The 19395-nt window shown below is 42.8% G+C and carries 21 protein-coding genes; 16 read left to right on the plus strand and 5 right to left on the minus strand.

Features of this window, described 5'->3' with window-relative positions:
- The first annotated feature begins 94 nt into the window (after positions 1–94).
- Both E0H82_RS15305 and E0H82_RS15310 read left to right on the plus strand, forming a co-directional pair.
- Complete coding sequence (locus E0H82_RS15305) at positions 95–799, plus strand: FKBP-type peptidyl-prolyl cis-trans isomerase (protein WP_131265582.1); 705 nt, start codon at positions 95–97, stop codon at positions 797–799.
- A gap of 210 nt (positions 800–1009) precedes the next feature.
- A complete protein-coding gene (locus E0H82_RS15310) occupies positions 1010–1699 on the plus strand; it encodes an FKBP-type peptidyl-prolyl cis-trans isomerase (protein ID WP_131265583.1) in 690 nt (229 codons plus the stop codon).
- Between the two features lie 88 nt (positions 1700–1787).
- Here E0H82_RS15310 and murJ read toward each other — a convergent pair whose 3' ends face one another.
- Entirely contained in the window at positions 1788–3338 is a 1551-nt protein-coding gene (gene murJ, locus E0H82_RS15315; RefSeq protein WP_171458306.1) for a murein biosynthesis integral membrane protein MurJ, read from the minus strand.
- 84 nt (positions 3339–3422) lie between these two features.
- Positions 3423–3998 (minus strand): 1,6-anhydro-N-acetylmuramyl-L-alanine amidase AmpD, encoded by a 576-nt coding sequence (gene ampD / locus E0H82_RS15320; RefSeq protein WP_131265585.1) that lies wholly within the window; start codon positions 3996–3998, stop codon positions 3423–3425.
- A 148-nt stretch (positions 3999–4146) separates the two neighbouring features.
- On the opposite strand from ampD, the gene nadC reads away from it, so the two are divergent.
- Together nadC and E0H82_RS15330 are read left to right on the plus strand one after the other, a co-directional pair.
- Positions 4147–4992: a carboxylating nicotinate-nucleotide diphosphorylase gene (gene nadC, locus E0H82_RS15325; protein ID WP_131265586.1), complete on the plus strand. Its 846-nt coding sequence runs from the start codon at positions 4147–4149 to the stop codon at positions 4990–4992.
- 128 nt (positions 4993–5120) lie between these two features.
- Positions 5121–6965 carry an LTA synthase family protein gene (locus tag E0H82_RS15330; RefSeq protein WP_131265587.1) on the plus strand — a complete coding sequence of 615 codons (1845 nt, stop codon included), beginning with the start codon at positions 5121–5123 and terminating at the stop codon, positions 6963–6965.
- Positions 6966–6969: 4 nt separating this feature from the next.
- Here E0H82_RS15330 and E0H82_RS16575 read toward each other — a convergent pair whose 3' ends face one another.
- Together E0H82_RS16575 and rph are read right to left on the minus strand one after the other, a co-directional pair.
- Complete coding sequence (locus tag E0H82_RS16575) at positions 6970–7131, minus strand: hypothetical protein (RefSeq protein WP_165492970.1); 162 nt, start codon at positions 7129–7131, stop codon at positions 6970–6972.
- Between the two features lie 159 nt (positions 7132–7290).
- A complete protein-coding gene (rph, locus tag E0H82_RS15335; RefSeq protein WP_131265588.1) occupies positions 7291–8007 on the minus strand; it encodes a ribonuclease PH in 717 nt (238 codons plus the stop codon).
- A 193-nt stretch (positions 8008–8200) separates the two neighbouring features.
- Here rph and E0H82_RS15340 point away from each other — a divergent pair, with 193 nt between their 5' ends.
- Complete coding sequence (locus E0H82_RS15340; RefSeq protein ID WP_131265589.1) at positions 8201–8827, plus strand: TetR family transcriptional regulator; 627 nt, start codon at positions 8201–8203, stop codon at positions 8825–8827.
- 80 nt (positions 8828–8907) lie between these two features.
- Here the strand turns inward: E0H82_RS15340 and E0H82_RS15345 are convergent, their stop codons facing one another.
- Complete coding sequence (locus E0H82_RS15345; protein WP_131265590.1) at positions 8908–9525, minus strand: thiol:disulfide interchange protein DsbA/DsbL; 618 nt, start codon at positions 9523–9525, stop codon at positions 8908–8910.
- Positions 9526–9702: 177 nt separating this feature from the next.
- Here E0H82_RS15345 and ubiG point away from each other — a divergent pair, with 177 nt between their 5' ends.
- From ubiG to ssuC, 11 genes are all read left to right on the plus strand, one after another.
- On the plus strand, positions 9703–10419 hold the full coding sequence (ubiG, locus tag E0H82_RS15350) for a bifunctional 2-polyprenyl-6-hydroxyphenol methylase/3-demethylubiquinol 3-O-methyltransferase UbiG (protein ID WP_131265591.1): 717 nt from the start codon (positions 9703–9705) through the stop codon (positions 10417–10419).
- The gene (locus E0H82_RS15355; protein WP_131265592.1) at positions 10416–11105 is read left to right on the plus strand and encodes an HAD family hydrolase; all 690 of its coding nucleotides are present in this window, start codon (positions 10416–10418) and stop codon (positions 11103–11105) included. The genes ubiG and E0H82_RS15355 overlap by 4 nt, the downstream gene beginning before the upstream one ends.
- 32 nt (positions 11106–11137) lie before the next feature.
- On the plus strand, positions 11138–11884 hold the full coding sequence (locus E0H82_RS15360; protein ID WP_131265593.1) for a YciK family oxidoreductase: 747 nt from the start codon (positions 11138–11140) through the stop codon (positions 11882–11884).
- Between the two features lie 175 nt (positions 11885–12059).
- Complete coding sequence (locus E0H82_RS16580; protein ID WP_165492971.1) at positions 12060–12215, plus strand: hypothetical protein; 156 nt, start codon at positions 12060–12062, stop codon at positions 12213–12215.
- A 243-nt stretch (positions 12216–12458) separates the two neighbouring features.
- Positions 12459–12854 (plus strand): RcnB family protein, encoded by a 396-nt coding sequence (locus E0H82_RS15365; RefSeq protein WP_131265594.1) that lies wholly within the window; start codon positions 12459–12461, stop codon positions 12852–12854.
- A gap of 252 nt (positions 12855–13106) precedes the next feature.
- Positions 13107–13469, plus strand: coding sequence for an RcnB family protein (locus E0H82_RS15370; protein ID WP_131265595.1), 363 nt, complete (start codon positions 13107–13109; stop codon positions 13467–13469).
- Between the two features lie 135 nt (positions 13470–13604).
- Positions 13605–14957: an amino-acid N-acetyltransferase gene (gene argA, locus E0H82_RS15375; RefSeq protein ID WP_131265596.1), complete on the plus strand. Its 1353-nt coding sequence runs from the start codon at positions 13605–13607 to the stop codon at positions 14955–14957.
- Between the two features lie 435 nt (positions 14958–15392).
- Positions 15393–16358, plus strand: a complete 966-nt coding sequence (locus E0H82_RS15380; RefSeq protein ID WP_131265597.1) for a sulfonate ABC transporter substrate-binding protein — start codon at positions 15393–15395, stop codon at positions 16356–16358.
- Between the two features lie 17 nt (positions 16359–16375).
- A complete protein-coding gene (locus tag E0H82_RS15385) occupies positions 16376–17371 on the plus strand; it encodes an aliphatic sulfonate ABC transporter substrate-binding protein (protein ID WP_131265598.1) in 996 nt (331 codons plus the stop codon).
- 27 nt (positions 17372–17398) lie between these two features.
- Positions 17399–18574: an FMNH2-dependent alkanesulfonate monooxygenase gene (ssuD, locus tag E0H82_RS15390; protein WP_131265599.1), complete on the plus strand. Its 1176-nt coding sequence runs from the start codon at positions 17399–17401 to the stop codon at positions 18572–18574.
- The gene (gene ssuC / locus E0H82_RS15395) at positions 18574–19389 is read left to right on the plus strand and encodes an aliphatic sulfonate ABC transporter permease SsuC (RefSeq protein ID WP_131265600.1); all 816 of its coding nucleotides are present in this window, start codon (positions 18574–18576) and stop codon (positions 19387–19389) included. Before ssuD ends, ssuC begins: the two co-directional genes overlap by 1 nt.
- The last annotated feature ends 6 nt before the right edge of the window (positions 19390–19395 follow it).

A 19395-nucleotide genomic window follows, 5' to 3' on the forward strand; every position in this document is an offset into this window, starting at 1 on the left:
AATATATGGTCGGTTGAAATACCATCTAAGCATTAAAAAATTTGCTAAAATAGCAGCAAATTTTTGATTACTACAATGAATTTTGGAAAACCCTATGAGTAAAGCCTTACCCATCGCTGTTGCTGTAATTTTAGGCGGTGCTGCACTTGTTCCAGTTTATTATGCCACCAAACATCCAGAAGCAATCACATCAAAAGCCTCTAAAAATGCTTCTGCTGTTGAAAAAATTAGTTATGCTTTAGGTTATGAAGTTGCACATCAAACACCTCCTGAACTTGACATCAATAGCTTTGTAACAGGCGTACGTGAAGGTCATGCTCGTACACAACCTGCATACACCGAACAAGAATTACAGCAAGCTTATCAGCAATTCCAACAAGAAATGCAGAAAAAACAGGCAGATCAAGCTAAAAACACACAGAGCGCAAGCGACAGCTTCCTGACCGAAAATGCCAAAAAACCAGGAGTGAAAACGACAGCTTCTGGACTGCAATATATTATTACTCAAGAAGGCACTGGCAAGCAGCCAGCGGCTGACTCAGTCGTAACGGTACACTACACAGGTAAATTGGTCGACGGGAAGGTATTTGATAGCTCAATCCAACGTGGTGAGCCAATTGAGTTCCCACTGAACCAAGTTATTCCAGGTTGGACCGAAGGCTTACAATTGATGAAGGAAGGTGGTAAAGCCACTTTATTTATTCCAGCTAAATTGGGCTATGGCGAACAAGGCGTACCGGGTACGATTCCAGCCAACAGTACACTAATCTTTGATGTTGAATTGATTAAAGTAAAGTAAAAAATGAAGGAGAGCTCGGCTCTCCTTCTTTCACTTTCAATATTAAATTTTGCACAATATATAGGTTTAAATCGAACAAGCAGATCGACTCAAAATGATTTTAACGTGAGACTGATTTAAATCTAACGCGCAAAAAATAAAAAAGAACTGTCATCGGTATTCCCCAAACTTGTGGATATTCCGACACGAAAAATACTTTAGGAAGGTTGAATGAAAATACAAATTCTCTTGGCATCGACGCTGTTATTCAGTGCGACTACTTTTGCAAAACCCATTACCACCAGCAGTTCAAGCTCAGAACAGGTTGGGTATAGTTTTGGCTATTTAATGGGTCGTACCAATGCCGAATCAATGAAAGATTTAAATCTTGAAGCCTTCATTCAAGGGCTAAGAGAAGCCGCTCAGGGCAAAGAGGCTTCATTAACAGATGAAGAAATGGCACGCATCTTAACCCAATACAAAAAACAGGCAGAAGCCCAACAACTGATTGAATTAAGAAAAAAAACTGAAGAAAATAGCAAGATCGGGACAGCCTTTTTAGCAGAGAATGCCAAAAAGGCCGGCATGCAAACCACCGCATCAGGATTACAATATCAGGTGCTTAAAGCAGGTACAGGAAAAACCCCTAAAGTCAGCTCAAAAGTTAAAGTGGATTATGAAGGTCGCCTGATTGATGGCACCGTTTTCGATAGCTCGATTGCACGCCAACACCCTGCTGAATTTCAAGTCAATCAAGTCATTCAAGGCTGGACTGAAGGCTTACAATTAATGAAAGAAGGGGCTAAATATCGCTTCTTTATTCCAGCGAATCTCGCCTATGGTCAGATTGGTTCTGGCGATATTATTGAGCCGAACAGCACGCTGATTTTTGATGTCGAATTATTACAAGTCTTACCTTAAAAAAAGGGACTGATCACAGTCCCTTTTTTCATTCTAAATCAATTCACCAGAGCAACCATTGAGTCTAGATTTCAATTTAAAATCAGGCTTATGGGCGTAAATCACGCGGACGAAAACCCATCACAATTAACGCAATCAGATAAGCCACAACGCCAACCACACACAAGCCAATCACTTCGGCCACGCGCAACCATTGGGATAAGCTACCATCATACCAAGTTAAGCCATAAGCCAATGCCGCAATCATGACGATATTGGACACTCCGTATTGTAAAAACAGTTTTTTCCAATGCGGACCAAAGCGGAAAATATGGCGTTTATGCAAATAGAAGTACAACATGCCTGCATTGACTAAAGCCGAACCAGAAGATGCCATTGCCAACGCCATGTGTTCAGCATGCCAATCAATTAATTTAAAGAAACCAATAAATAACACGTTTAAAATAGCATTTGCTGCTACCGCCATTAAACCAACGCGTACTGGGGTTTTGGTATCTTGCTGGGCATAAAACCCAGGTGCAAAGACTTTAATCAACATGAAAGCAATGACCCCAGCACTCATACACTGTAAAGCCAGCGCCGTCATTCGCGTATCTTCTATCGTGAATTCACCACGTTGGAATAAGGCTTGAATAATCGGGGTCGACAGCATAAAAAGTGCAATGCTGGCAGGCAGCCCAACCAAAACAATGACTCTCGCGGCCCAGTCCATCATGCCACGGAATTTATGTTGATCTTGTTCCGCGTGTCGTGCCGACAATGACGGTAAAATGACCGTTCCGATGGCAACACCAATCAGGCCCAACGGTAACTCGGTCATACGCTCTGCACTATATAGCCATGACACAGAGCCATCCTGCATAAATGAAGCCCAAATGGTATTCAGCAGTAAGTTAATCTGCGTCACAGATACCCCAAACAATGCAGGCAACATCAGCTTCATGATGCGATCTACACCTTCATGCTTAAAGTCGACCTTAGGGGGAATCAACAAGTTTTTACGCCAAAGTTCAGGAATTTGAACAGCTAGCTGTAACACCCCCGCCACGACGACAGACCAGCCCAAGGCCATAATCGGCTCAGCCATATACGGTGTGAGCCACCACGCCCCTGCAATCATTGCTACATTGAGCAGTACTGGAGAAAATGCGGGCGAAGCAAATGAACCATAACTGTTCAAAATACTGCTGGCAAAAGCAGTCAGTGACATGAACATTAAATATGGAATGGTGAGGCGGAACATGCTCACGGCCAGATCAAATTTCTCTGGATCTGAATGGAAACCCGGCGCATAGATATACAAAATTGCTGGCGCTGCAACCATCGCGATAAATGTCAGCAAGGTCATTACCGTCAGCAAACCACCAAATACACGACTGATGAGAATCTGAACTTCTGCATGTGCCTTACTGGTTTTATATTCGGTCAGTACAGGAATAAAGGCTTGTGAAAATGCCCCTTCCGCGAATAGGCGCCGAAAAAAATTGGGGATACGAAAAGCAACCACAAATGTATCGAAATCCTTCCCTGCACCAAAGACATTGAGCAAGACGATATCACGTACTAATCCGAGTACACGAGACAACATGGTCATTGCACTGACAATAAAGGTCGATCGCCAAAGCGCCATCGTATCCACCCAGTTAAAAAATTAGTCGCTATTGTAATGAAACTTGTGAAGAAAAATCGTTGTTAAATGATTAACCTCAACGGAAATGTCTCTTTATTTTGAGTTCTTTATCTGTTGTACCAAGGTTCTGAACTTCACCCAATCAAAGTAAGGACCGGGATCGGTTTTACGCCCCGGCGCAATATCCGAGTGCCCTGCTACATGCTGTTGTATCGTTGGATAAGCTTGTTGCAAACTCACCATCACTTGCGCTAAGACTTGATATTGCTGGGTTTCAAAGGCACAGTCATCACTGCCTTCTAGCTCAATTCCAATGGAATAATCATTACATTCCTGCTGTCCTAAATATGAGGAACGTCCTGCATGCCAAGCTCGTTGCTGAAAATTCACAAATTGTAGTACTTCTCCAGTACGTAAAATCAGCAGGTGTGCCGAAACCTTCAAGTCTTGAATGGTTTCAAAATAAGGGTGTAGCTTTGAATCTAGCTGGTTCTGGAAAAACTGCTGGATATAACCTCCCCCAAACTGCGATGGCGGCAAACTGATATTATGAATCACCACCAATTCAATTTTCGCTTCTTCTGGTCGCTGATTAAAATTGGGCGATGGAATTTGCTTCGCACCGATGAGTTGACCATCGACAACCTGAAAAGACGAGCGCTGCTGCATAATCCATTCCTCGCTATATTGAAGCTTTATTTATAAGTACACCATGCTAAAACTTTCATCATAAAATCTCAAATCTACGCAATAAACTGTTTAGAACAATGTTAAGATAACGCGCAATTTTCATGGGTTAAAAAGACACGGAAAGACTATGAGCATTTCTCCAACGCTGCTTGAACAATCAATTCAGATCAACATTCAACAAGCACTCCAAGAAGACATTGGTGATGGGGATATTACTGCCTTATTAACCCCTGAAGATGAGCAAGCAACGGCGACCATCATTAGTCGTGAAGATATGATTCTCGCAGGTCAACCTTGGGTGGATGCCTTAATTCAGGCTTTTGATTCTACAGTTCAAGTCACTTGGTTAAAACAAGACGGCGATAAAGTTGCAGCCAATGAAGCTTTTTTAAAGCTTGCAGGCTCAGCGCGCAGTCTACTGACCGTCGAGCGCCCTGCGCTGAACTTTATTCAAACTTTATCTGCGGTTGCGACCAAAACTGCTGATTATGTCAAACAGCTTGATGGTTTAAACACCAAATTGCTTGATACTCGCAAAACCCTACCTGGTTTACGCATTGCACAGAAATATGCTGTTGCAGTAGGCGGCGGACAAAATCATCGCTTAGGCTTATTTGACGCCTTTTTAATTAAAGAAAATCATATTATGGCAGCAGGTGGCATTGCCGAAGCAATTGCCAAAGCCCATCAGATTGCACCGGGTAAACCTGTCGAGGTTGAAGTCGAAACTTGGGATGAGCTTAATCAAGCCCTTGAAGCCAAAGCAGATATTGTGATGCTGGATAATTTTAGTCAGCAACAAATGATTGATGCCGTCCAACATGTCGCAGGTCGTTGTAAATTAGAAGCCTCGGGTAACATCACCATTGATAATTTACGCCAAGTCGCCACCACAGGCGTTGACTATATTTCCATGGGTGTACTCACCAAAGATGTCAAAGCCATTGATTTATCGATGCGTTTTAATGGCTAATGATTGATCCGATTCTGGTGATCACCGTTAAACGTGATCACCAATTTTGAATCTATATAAAGTGCATTGAAAATAATCTTGAAAGTTCTATAATCCTGAGCTGCCTTTCTCCTCCCTCAACATCTGTTATGAATATCTGGAAACAGCAACTTTTATTTTTGCTGATTGCCCTCGTGTCTGTGGCCTTTTTCTGCCTGTATCCTGCCCTTCCTCGCATCCTGAATAATCCCGAGCAGTATCTTCAACTCAATGGCGCAAAAATTGTCATTTCAGTGCTGATTAATTACGCCCTGATTTCCTTTATTTACTTATTGTTCAGAAAAACCTTTATTACCATTTTTTTTAGTCAGTTTATTTTTTTATTGCTGATTTTTATCAATACACAAAAAGAAAAATATTTATCCGCCAGTTTGGTGCCTAGTGATTTCTTATTGATTAAAGAAACCTTTGTTGTCGCGCCTGGGCTACTTAAGTTTTCGGTCCTATCAGGAGTTGCTGTATGTATTGCCCTTATAGTTTTTCTCTACCGTAGAGAACAGCTTGAGAAAAAACGCCTATTTTTCTCGAATGCATTACTGTCTCTTTTGGGTTTAGGACTTTTTGTTAGCGCAAATTTTAGCAATAACTTTGGTCAGTTATGTAAACAAAATCAGCTCGGCTGGCTATGCGAATATCGACAAGCTTTTCCCAACACTAAAGGTGATTGGATCGGTGATCATCTCACCATTCAAAAAATTGGTTTTATTCCCTTCTTTTTTTCAAAGTCGATGGATAGTCTGAATACTCGGCTATTTAATACCGAAAATATTCCTGAACCCACCATCAAAGCGCTATATACACCTTTTAGCACAAGCCCACCTGTGCTCAAGCAGGCGCAACAGCAACAGCCGAATATTGTAATGATCATGAGCGAGGCACATTGGGATGCGCGTCAGTTGGGCAAAAGTATTCCACAGAACATCACCCCAACACTTGATCGCTATCAAACCTCAAGTTTGCTTTCGCCAAGTTTTGGTGGCGGTACAGCCAACGTAGAATTTGAAGTCCTGACCAGTCTGAATATCTATTTAAATCATAATGAATTGATGTATGTATCCAAACTGAAACGCCCTACTTATTCCTTGGCCACTTATTTGAATAGTTTGGGTTATGACACCACTGCCATGCACAACAGTGGTAAGTTTTTTTACAACCGCAACACGGTTTATCAAAACTTAGGTTTCAATCGTTTTACTTCGCTGGAAAACATGACCAGTGCACAAGATCGTGCCAAATATATCAATCAGGCGGGTTGGGCAAGCGATGATTTACTCTATCAATCCATTCGCAATCAACTAAAACACACAGAACAAGCGCAATTTATTTATGCCATTACGGTCGAAAATCACTTTAACTACAATGATGATCGCTATGGTAAAGATCATTTCCAGATTGATCAGCCAGGACTGAGTGCGAGTTCAAAACGTCAACTCAATACCTATCTGACTGGCTTACAGCGTGCGGATCAACATGTTGAACAATTGCTGCAAGATTTAAAACAACTAGAACGCCCAACCATTGTAATTTTCTTTGGTGATCATTTACCTAATTTAGGTCAAGTCTATGATGACTATCATTTCTTCGCTTCAGCTCAGGAAAAAGCTGAGAAGAAAGATGTAAAGTTTTTTAGCACACCGTTAGCGGTCTGGAGTAATTATCCAATAGACCGTAAACTGTTTACGCAAAGCAATATCCCCGCACATTTTCTTGCGCCTAAAGTGCTCACGGCAGCCCAATTGCCACTTCCGCCCTATTATCAATTTATTCAGGAAGTAAATTCTTGCTACAGCGCCATTCATCAAACAGGAGTCGAACTCAATCCTGAATGTAAACATCCTCATCCACAATTGTTAAACCAATACAAAGATTTAAATATGGATGTATTGAATGGGAAGAACCATAGCTATCAACTGCTGACTCAAAAGGCCTCCTAAGTTTTTATGAGGCTGATTGATCTTTAGCGTTGTGTTGAGCTTGTTGTGAAGTATGAGAGGTTTGATTCCAAGCAGATGCTGTTTGTTTTAATTCAGTCGGACGCGGATCACACGCCATGAGTGCAAAGGTTACCACTGCACAGAACAGTATAAAAAATTGAGCCATAAACATATGCTCCAATAAAATGAATGACATGTAGTCTACCTAGTGATCATGACCATAAAATTGAGCGCATGTTATGGATTGATCTTGATTTGATTAGGTTTTGTAATAAAAAATGCACCCATCAGGGTGCATTTTTTATTTTTTACATGATTAAGCGTATTACCAGCCCAAAGCTTCTTGCTGCTTCTGGATCAGCGCTTGAATACCTTGTTCAGCCATTTCTAACATCGCATTGGTTTGCGTGCGGGTAAATGGTTTGTCTTCCGCCGTGCCCTGAATTTCGATAAACTCACCGGCTTGTGTCATGACAACATTCAAGTCGGTCTGGCAGTTTGAATCTTCTTCATAGCACAAATCTAACAATACTTCGTCTTTAAAAATGCCCACAGAAATAGCCGCAACTAAGCCTTTTAATGGATCATGCTTAATTTTCTTTTGTTCAAGCAAGACATTCATGGCATCTACCAATGCCACAGCCGCGCCCGTAATCGCAGCAGTACGTGTGCCACCATCGGCCTGAATCACATCACAGTCGATGGTAATGGTATTTTCACCCAGTTTTTTTAGATCGATCATGGCCCGTAAGCTACGACCAATCAAACGCTGGATTTCTTGAGTACGCCCAGACTGTTTGCCACGTGCCGCTTCACGGTCACTACGAGTATGCGTTGAACGTGGCAACATACCGTACTCTGCAGTTACCCAACCTTGTCCCTTACCTTTTAGGAAACGCGGTACAGAATTATCAATACTGGCAGTACATAGCACTTTGGTGTGGCCAAATTCAACCAGCACAGAACCTTCAGCATAACGTGTGTAATTGCGGGTAATTTTTACATCACGTAATTGATCTAGAGTACGTTGGTCGATACGCATAATTCGCCTTTAATATTGACAGGAATTCGTTGTGCACAAGTATACCAGATGCAATCTCGTCAAATGGGATATCCACAATCCTGTCATCAAAAAACTCCGTTGAATAACATGCCACGACTTTTTACCCCCAATTTCTGCTGTTTTTTTGGACAAAAAATTTGTTAAACTCTATCAAAACCAGTCGAGAGCTATTATGTCGATTAGAGATGAACGTAAACAACAAAGCCGCCAAGCCCTGCTGGATGCTGTCTTAAGTTTAAGTTCATCAGGAATGTCTTTTAGCAGCATGAGCCTACGCGAAATTACGCGTCATGTTGGTTTGGTTCCAACGGCGTTTTATCGTCACTTCTTAGATAAAAATCAGCTCGGGTTAGAGTTAATTGATCAGGTTGCCCTACAACATAAACGGGTCTTGCATGAACTCAAGTTAGCCTCCTTGCTACTACAACATACTGACATAGAACCTCGCCTAGATCAGTTTTTTACAGCCGTACAGCAACATCCTGAATGGTGGATTTTTATTAGTGCTGAGCGTTGGGGTGGAAGTGCTTTATTACGCTATGCAATTGCCCGAGAAATTGAATATCTCATTGAAGATTTGAGTGATGAACTGAGTGAAGTCGAGCCGACTTATGCTGTTCAAGACCTTCAAGTCCTATCTAATCTGTTGATTAATTTATCTTTTAACTGGGCAATGTCTTGGATTAATTTAATGGTTAGCACCGACACCCCTCAACTGATACAGCAACGCCTAAGTTTTAAAAATCAAACCGTCCAACAAATAGAGTTGCTGTTTCGGGGCATCACCCATAAAAAATAAGCGGCTATACAGATTGCAAACCGCTAGAAAATCTCATAAAAAAACCTGCAAAAAATGCAGGTTTTTTAACACGTCACAAATTATTTGGCTTTACGCTCTTTCTCAACCAAGTAACTTACGACTTGCGTTACTTTGGCATCTTCGCCTTGCACCACATATTTACCATTCACCACCACCGCAGGTACACCCGTTAACTGGTACTGTTTTGCCAGTTGATTGGCTTGTGCGACTTTAGAGGTAATCATGAATGAGTTAAACATGCTGTTAAATTTAGCTTCAGAAACCCCATATTTGCTAAAGAATTTCGCTTGAGATTGCTGATCAAAAATCTGTTGACCATTCACATGAATCGCATGGAATAAGGGTAAATGGGTCTTTTGACGTACACCTAAAGCTTCAGAAACATAGTAACCACGTGCTCCCTGCTCCCACACTGGGTTCATGGAGGCTGGGGTACGCACAAAACGTACGCCCTTTGGAATGTTCTTCAACCATGCTTGCATATGCGGTTCTAATTTAAAGCAGTGTGGGCAACCATACCAAAAGAATTCACGCACTTCGATTTTTCCTGGCACTTCAACTTTGCCTGGGTTAGCGACTACCGTATAGTCCTTACCTGCAACAAAATCTGCTGCCATAACACTACCAGAAAATGCCAATACGACTGTTGCAAGGCTACCCAAAAGGAATTTTTTCATTGCGTTTGTTGTCCTCTAAATCATTATGATGAGCTTATGCGAAAACTATAAAACAATTTAGTCGATTTCGTTTTCCTTCTGTGAACTTTTTTACTGCTTTTATCGCTTTTTTTAGAATTAACGCTACACTAGCCGTATTGATCTTTATACGAAAACAACTTGATTGAGGTGGCGCAGATGTCGCAATTAAATGTTGATCCGCAAGAAATTGCCAAATTTGAAGCCTTCGCTGCTATATGGTGGGATCAGCATTCTGAATTCCGACCGCTCCATCAAATTAACCCGCTACGCCTCAACTGGATTGATGAACGCGCCAATGGTCTTGCGGGAAAAAAAGTGCTCGACGTGGGCTGTGGTGGCGGTATCTTGGCAGAAAGCATGGCGCGTCGTGGAGCACAAGTGCTCGGCATTGATATGGGCGTGGCGCCACTGAATGTTGCACGTATTCATGCAGAACAGGAAGGCGTGCAAAATATCGAATATCGCCAAATTCCAGTGGAAGAATTAGCCAAAGAACATACAGGTCAATACGATGTGGTGACCTGTATGGAAATGCTGGAACATGTCCCAGATCCTGCCTCGATTATTCAAGCGTGCCAAACGTTGGTAAAACCGGGTGGACAAGTGTTTTTCTCGACCATTAACCGTAATCCAAAAGCCTATTTATTTGCCATTATCGGGGCAGAATATATTTTAAGAATGTTGGCCAAAGGCACGCATGATTATCATAAATTCATTAAACCATCTGAATTGGCGCATGATATTCGTCAAGCGGGCTTAAACCTGAAAGACATGACAGGATTACACTATAACCCGCTCACGAAACGCTACTGGCTGGCACCAAATGTCGATGTGAACTATATGGTCTACACCGTAAAAGCAGGTGCAGAATGAAAGCCGTTCTGTTCGATCTTGATGGTACTTTAATTGATACTGCTGCGGACTTTATTCGCATTATTCAAGGCATGTGTCGTGATGCAGGTCGTGAAGTGGTCGATGCTGCGCTCATTCGTACCCAAGTGTCTGAAGGCGCGCGCGCCATGGTCAAACTGGTCTATCCAGAACTTGAAGTGGATGATCCCATTTTTCTGATGCACCGCCAACGCTTTCTCGATTTATATGGCGCTGAGATTGCAGTGGATACTGACCTCTTTATGGGGATGTCTCCGCTTTTGGCAGAATTAGAGCAACACAATATTCCATGGGGCATTGTCACCAACAAACCCCGCGGACTCAGTGAGTCTTTACTGGCTGCGCTGAACCTGACTGAACGTTGTGCCGTATTGGTTTGCCCTGAAGATGTCAGTAAAACCAAGCCTGATCCTGAACCAATGTATCTTGCAGCACAACAATTGCAACTGCCAGCAGAACAATGTATTTATGTGGGTGATCATCCACGGGATATCGATGCGGGTCGCCATGCTCAGATGTACACCATCTTGGCGGCGTATGGTTATTTACCGTTGGCGCACAAAGATGACCTCGCGGCATGGCAAGCCAATTGTATTGTGAACACTGTGACCGAATTACAACAGGTTATTCAACAAAAACTCACGCTCAATCGCACGATAAATACATAAACTTGATGAAATAAAATAAAAAGGAGGTGACCATGAAACATTCTGAATATCAACCTCGCCCAGATCTGCTCAAAGATCGCATTATTTTAATTACTGGGGCTGGCGATGGCATTGGTCGTGCTGCAGCACTCAGCTATGCCTTACATGGTGCAACTGTAGTCTTGCATGGTCGCACCTTAAACAAACTGGAAGTCATTTATGATGAAATTGAAAGTTTGGGTGCACCACAACCTGCAATTTTGCCACTACAATTATCCAGTGCTTCACCGCGCGATTATGAATTGTTGTACGACACTTTAGAAAAGCAGTTTGGTCGGCTGGATGGTATTTTGCATAATGCAGGCATTTTAGGTGAGCGCACCGAACTTGAGCATTATCCGATTGATGTATGGGATGATGTCATGGCCGTCAACCTTCGCGCTCCTTTCATTTTAACGCAGGAGCTGTTACCTCTGCTGCAAAAGTCAGACAATGCCTCGGTGGTTTTTGCCAGTTCTGGGGTTGGACGTCAGGTTCGGGAAAAATGGGGAGCTTATTCGGTTTCTAAAGTTGCGATTGAAGCGGTGAGCCAATTGTTTGCCAAAGAAAATCAACATCCGAATGTCCGCTTTAATTGTATTAACCCTGGTGCAACACGTACTGCGATGCGTGCCAAAGCCTATCCAGATGAAGATCCAAAAACCTTAGCCACGCCAGAATCCATTATGCCTGCTTATTTATATTTGATGGGCGATGACAGTCTGCATCTTAGTGGGCAAAGTATTGATGCTCAAGATTAATTTCTTTGCTGTTTAAACCCGAATCAAAAATCCTTTGTTTTTAACAAAGGATTTTTTTATAGCTCAATAATCGTTTTATTTTATTAAATTAATAAAAATATTCGGTTTTATAAATTAAAACATCTCTCCTAAACTCTATCGACATGCTCAACCACAGATTTAGGAGGCTATTTTCATGACCGATTTACAGCACAAAGGTGAATTGATTCGTTCAATCCAATCCCTGCAACTGCCTGAAACGCTGGTACACGCCTTGGATGATGCACAACAAGCGCCGAGCGTGATTGAAGCAATAGACTATTTACAACACTGGGTCGAACAGTGGAATTAGACTATGAACTGATCCTGTATAGAAATGTCTACCACTCAAAATTTGCTGGGTTCTTGCCGTATAAATCTATTGAACGGAGAAAATTGCCCATACAGAGAGATTTCCAAAATGGATGATTTCATGGATAATATTCTTAATTTATCTATTTTTTTAAAGAATTAATCTAATTCCTTCACAGTTTCTCTGCATTTTTTTCGTACATTAAGAACTGTGAAATGAATACATCTATAACGAGGGGTCAACATGAAAAAGACGATGGCGATATTGACCATTTCTTTCAGTGCATTGATGGCAAGCAGCCTGAGTTCTGCTGCCCCCCACTTTGATCATCGTGGGGATGACCATCCACGCGGCAATCAAGGTAAAGGGCGCGACTTTCGTGATTTTGATCAAGATGATGAACGCATGCAAGATAAACGCCGCATGCGTGAAGAGCGTGGGGTAAAACGTCTACAGCAGCATCAATGGCAAACTGGTTATGTCATGCCACAACATTATCGTGGTAACGGCTATAAAGTCGGATATAAAGAACATAACTTACCGAAACCCGCACGTAATCAGCAATGGTACAAAATCAACAATGACTACATTTTAATCGACTCAGACAGTAATGGTATTTTACGTATTGTGAATGATTAAGTACTCCACTTTAACCATTCTATTTTGACCAGTCTTACATCCAGTTAGACTGGTTTTTTTATGACTGTATTTTTCTGAAGCTCTATAATTCACAGCGTCATAAGCCTTAGACCTAAACGCTTAGACCCTGTTTACAATCTTCGTTTTTTCTTCATCAAATTCACATTTGCATAATACTGCTCTCATTGTTTCTCTGCTGTTGTTGGTTACCTTAAGCCTATCGAAAGACATAAAGATACATTGAGGTTCAACATGAAAAAAATCGTTTCTGCTCTCGTTTTTACTTTAGGCAGTGCAATTGCGGCATCAGCCATCGCAGCACCCGCTTATGAACATCGTTACGATGAGCGCCACTATGCAGAACAACATGATCATGATTGGCACAAAGAAGATGGTCGTTGGAACGATCAGCGCTATCAACGTATTAACCCAAGCCGCGATTGGCGTGTAGGTCAAACGTTACCTCGTGGTTATGATTCTTCACGTTATACCGTCGATTATCGTGATGCAAAACGCTTACACAAACCTGCCCGTAATCAACAGTGGTACAAAATTAATGGTGATTATGTCTTAGTCAACGAACGCAACAACCGCATTATTCATATTTTGAGTTAATGCTTACGGTCCTCCATATAAATTCCTTCCCCCCTCGGCACCTTAACGAAAGTTAAGGTGTTTTTTTATCTAAGATTGTTCGCCTGTCAGTTTTTTGATTAGAATCTACTATTGATCAGTTTTTTTGAGATAGGCATGCAAGCGAATTCGAACGATGTTTCACAAAGCACAACCTTACAATATGTGCACTGGTTTCGACATTCTGCACCCTACATCAATGCACACCGTAACAAAACCTTTGTCATCATGTTTGATGGTGAAGCGGTTCTGCACGAAAACTTCCAACATATTATTCACGATATTGCCTTGCTCAATTCATTGGGTATTCGGCTAATTCTGGTACACGGCGCTCGCCAACAAATCAATCAGAATTTAAAAAGTACTGGACTCAGTACCCCATTTCATCAACATCGTCGCATTACCACCCGAGAATCTTTGGGCTGTGTCATGAATGCCGTGGGTTCAGTCCGCCTACAAATCGAAGCTTTGTTGTCTATGGGATTGGCCAATTCGCCCATGTATGGTGCGCGTATTGATGTCGTTTCAGGTAATTTTATTACTGCTAAACCGTATGGCATCCGCGATGGCATTGATTTTCAACTGACGGGGGAAGTCCGCAGTGTCGATACCGATGCCATTCAAAAACATCTGCAACAACACAATATTGTGATGCTGGGTCCAGTAGGATATTCGACAACGGGCGAAGTCTTTAACTTACCTGCCGAAGAAGTGGCGACCAAAACCGCCATTAGCCTCAAAGCAGATAAATTGATTTTCCTAGGTAAACAGCATGGTCTACTCAATGCACAAGGCCAATTACAACGTGAAATTACCCCACAACGCTTAGATCAGTATATTTTGCAATCTCAAGAACACAATCCTGAACTGGCACAGCAACTCCGCAGTGCACAAAATGCCTCACTCAAAGGCGTGCATCGCGTGCATCTGATTTCCTATACCTATGATGGGGCTTTACTCGAAGAACTGTTTACCCGTGATGGTTCAGGCACCATGGTCACAGATGCACATTATGAAGATGTACGCATGGCCAATATTCAAGATGTCGGTGGACTGATCAATTTACTACGCCCACTCGAGGAAGATGGCATCTTGGTCTACCGTTCACGCGAACGTCTGGAAACCGAAATCGAACAATTTGCGGTGATTGAACGCGATGGCATGATTCTGGCCTGTGCAGCCCTGTACCCTATTCCTGCACAAGAACACGAATTACGCTGTGCTGAAATTGCCTGTGTGGCCGTGCATCCGAGTTACCGAAAATCCAATCGTGGTAGTCAAATCCTGCACTATTTGGAAGGCAAAGCCCGCAGCATGGGCATACAACAGTTATTTGTTCTGACCACGCGTACTGCACACTGGTTTTTAGAACATGGTTTTGAAACCGCTAATGTTGATGATTTACCCAATGCCCGTCAGGCATTGTATAACTATCAGCGCAATTCATTGGTGTTTAAAAAGCGGATTTAAGTCGCTTTAGCCATTTCAACAACATTCACATGGATCACGATGACTTTACCTAGCTCACAAAAGGCGAAGTAAAGTCTATCTGAGATTGATCTTTTCACCTGAGCATCCATCCATGTGCGATTGCCTTAGTAGCATTTATGCAATCTATATCGTTTAGCGTGCTAATTCAGGTTGAATGCTATATTCCGCTACAGCATAAACTTATACAGATATCTTAATTATAAAATAAATCCAATAATTTCAATCAATTAAATAAATACAAATTGATATTCTATTTTTCTTATAAATCAACTTTAACGCTAAGTTTTGCATTTTTTTATTTATCTTTTTTTTTCATGACCAATCCCTTTTTTTTTATTTTTTCCGCAAAAGAAAGCGCTATAGCGTATCTGCTCAAGCTTATCGCAACTTAAATTACAACGGAGCACGTCGAACATGAGCAAGCCATCTTTTACTTCAACACGTCCATGGATTCTTTTGACTGTTGTGGCTGGCAGCATGCTCATGGCGGGCTGTACCCCGAAAAAAGTTGAAACCACCACTTTAAATATTGGTTTTCAAAAGTACGGCATCTTACCGATTGTGAAAGCCCGCGGCACTTTAGAGCAAGCTTTGGCAGCACAAGGCGTACAGGTGAAATGGGTCGAGTTTCCAGCAGGTCCTCAATTACTGGAAGGGCTGAATGTTGGCAGTGTAGCGTTGGGCGAAGCAGGTGAAGCACCACCCATTTTTGCCCAAGCTGCCAACTCGAATTTAGTTTACCTCGCCAATCAGCCACCCGCACCACAAGCAGAAGCCCTGATTGTGCCGAAAACCTCGAACCTTAAAACCATTCAAGATTTGAAAGGTAAGCGTGTAGTGCTGAACAAAGGCTCCAACGTACATTATTTACTGTTAAAAGTGCTTGAAGCCAATCAGCTCAAACTCTCCGATATTAACGTAGTGTACCTGCCACCTGCGGATGCTCGTGCCGCTTTTGAACGTGGTGCAGTCGATGCATGGGTCATTTGGGACCCATTCTTTGCCGCAGCCGAGCAACAGCTTGGGGCACGTGTACTCGCTACGGGTAAAAATCTAGTCAACAATCATCAGTTTTATTTGGCAGATCGCAAATTTGCACAACAACATCCTGACATTTTAAAAACGGTGGTGAATGAATTAAATCAGACCACCACGTGGGTATCACAGCATCAACAACAGGCGGCTCAGTTGCTACAACAACCGACAGGCTTGCCCGTTGAAGTCTTAAACCGTTCGATCTCTCGCATGGGATTGGGAGTTCAACCCATTTCTGACCAAGTGGCAAAACAACAGCAATTTGTCGCAGATGCTTTTTATCAACAAAAGCTGATTCCGAACAAAATTGACATTCAAACTGCGCTCTTAAAAACGACACCATAATAATGAGGAACAGCAAAGTGAACTCACTTAAAACAATAACTTTCGTTGGCATTACTGCACTGAGCCTTGCGCTGAGTGCTTGCCAAAAATCTGAATCGAGTCAGACCCAAGCTGCCACCCAAAATAAAGTGGAATCGGTAGATACACTTTCTATTGGCTACCAAAAATCTTCCCTAAATTTGTTAGTGGCGCGTCAGCAAAAGTTGTTTGAACAGGAATTTCCTCACGCCAAAATTGAATGGAAAGAGTTCCCTGCGGGTCCGCAAATGTTAGAAGCTCTAGCGGTAGGTGCTGTTGATTTTGGAGCCGTAGGCAATACTCCCCCCATTTTTGCTCAAGCGGCAGGTAAAGACTTAAGTTATGTCGGTTATGAGCTAGTGCCTGCCAACTCTCAGGCATTACTGATTCCCAAAAGCAGTGGCATTCAGTCCATTCAAGAGCTAAAAGGCAAACGCATTGCGGTACAGAAAGGTTCAAGTGCACATGAGTTACTCGCCAAAATTTTGCAAAAAGCGGATTTAAGTTGGCAGGACATTCAACCAATTTGGCTACCCCCTGCGGATGCACGCGCCGCCTTTGACAAACAGTCGATTGATGCTTGGGCCATTTGGGAACCCTACCTTAGCGCGGCGGAGCAAGATGCACACGCCAAAGTGCTGATTGATGGGACCGCCTTCCCAAAAACCTACTCCTTTTATATTGGTAACCCAAAATTCATCGCGGCACATCCTCAAGCAACTGCACAGTTTTTACATGGCTTGAATCAGGCCGATCAATGGGTATTAAAAAATCAGCCGCAAGCCTTAAGCGTCTATACCCAAAGTACGGGATTACAAACTTCGATTGCCCAACGCGTAATTGATAAGCGCCTGAAACCATCGCCGATTCATACCTTAACCCCTGAAGTGGTGCAAGCGCAGCAACAAATCGCAGATCTGTTCCAACAGGTTCAATTGATTCCGAAAAACATTCAAGTTCAAACCACCGTTTGGGCAGCACCTAAAACTCACTAATCTGTAGAAATTGTAAGGATATTGATAATGAAAATTTTCTGGTTTATTCCCACACATGGTGACAGTCGTTATTTAGGAACCAGCAAAGGCGCGCGCCAAGTCGATCATGCTTATATGAAGCAAATTGCAGTTGCAGTGGACAATTTAGGCTATGAAGGTGTGCTGATCCCAACGGGACGTTCATGTGAAGATCCATGGATTACTGCGGCCAGTTTAATTGATGCAACCAAGAATCTGAAGTTTCTAGTGGCACTACGCCCAGGGGTAACCACACCTGCTTTAGCGGCGCGTATGGCAGCAACCTTTGACCGTTTATCCAATGGACGTGTCTTGTTAAATCTAGTGACGGGTGGTGACGAACAAGAGCTTAAAGGTGATGGCATTTATGAAGACCATGCCACCCGTTATGAAACTGCCAGCGAATACACCAAAATCTGGCGTGAGATTCTGACCCGTTCACACACAGGTGAATCTTTCAGTTTTCATGGAGAACACTTAAAAGTTGATGATGCCAAGCTACTCTATCCACCTGTGCAACAGCCATACCCGCCTTTATGGTTTGGTGGTTCTTCAGAAGCAGCCATTGAACTGGCAACCGAACAGGTCGATACCTATTTAACATGGGGTGAACCACCCGTAGCAGTCAAAGAAAAAATTGAAAATGTCCGCGCTAAAGCCGCTGCAAAAGGACGCCAACTTAACTACGGTATTCGTCTGCATGTGATTGTGCGTGAGACCAACGAAGAAGCATGGAAAGCAGCCGATGAGCTGATTCAGTATGTCGATGATACGACCATTGAAGCGGCACAACAAAAGTTCAAACAAATGGACTCTGTGGGGCAGCGTCGTATGGCTGAACTGCATAATGGTGATCGCAGCAAACTTGAAGTGTCACCAAACTTATGGGCAGGGGTTGGACTGGTACGTGGCGGAGCGGGTACAGCTTTGGTAGGTGACCCGCAAACTGTGGCAGATCGAATTCAGGAATATGCCGATTTGGGCATCAGCACCTTTATTTTTTCTGGCTATCCGCACTTGGAAGAATCGATTCGCTTTGCCGAACTGGTGTTCCCTTTATTGCCTTTAGAAACACGAAAAAAATTGACGCAACCAAATCTGACTGGACCTTTTGGAGAAATTGTCGCCAACAATTATGTGCCGAATCAGACCCCAGTTTCGCGTCCAATTAAGGAGCCTGCCTAATGTCCAAAAGTACTGCGGCTGAAACTTTCCCAAAACGGAAAGTTTCACGTGGAACAAACTTTGGGCAGCGTTTGCTGCCTTGGTTGTTCCCTTTTTTACTGATTCTAATCTGGCAAATTGCATCGAGTACAGGTTTGCTACAAAGTCGAATTTTACCTGCACCGACTACGGTCATCAGTGCCTTCTGGCATTTACTGATCAGTGGTGAACTTTGGCATCATGTCAAAGTTAGCGCAGGACGTGCCTTATTAGGACTGGCTGTTGGTGGTGGCTTAGGTTTATTGCTGGGCTTACTCAACGGTTCTTCCAAAATAGCTTCAACCCTACTCGATACCACCTTGCAGATGATCCGAAATATCCCTGCCCTTGCGCTAATTCCATTGGTCATTCTCTGGTTCGGGATCGATGAAACCGCAAAACTGTTTTTGGTGGCGGTTGGGGTATTTTTCCCGATTTATATCAACACCTACCACGGCATTCGCTCGGTCGATCCTCAATTGATTGAAATGGGCAAAAGCTACGGACTCAGCCGCTGGGAATTATATAAAAATATTATTTTACCTGGGGCAATGCCCTCCATTTTAGTTGGCTTACGCTTTGCACTCGGCTTGGTTTGGGTCTTACTCATTGTCGCGGAAACCATTTCTGCCCAAGCGGGTATTGGTTATATGACCATGAATGCACGTGAATTTTTACAGACCGATGTGGTTCTGGTCGGCATCTTACTCTATGCCCTATTAGGTAAACTGGCAGATGTGCTAGCAGTCAGTTTAGAAAAATACTTATTGCGCTGGCACCCAGGCTATCAAAAATAAGGAGCC

This window comes from Acinetobacter sp. ANC 4910 (assembly GCF_004331035.1).
In the GTDB taxonomy this organism is placed as follows: Bacteria; Pseudomonadota; Gammaproteobacteria; order Pseudomonadales; family Moraxellaceae; genus Acinetobacter.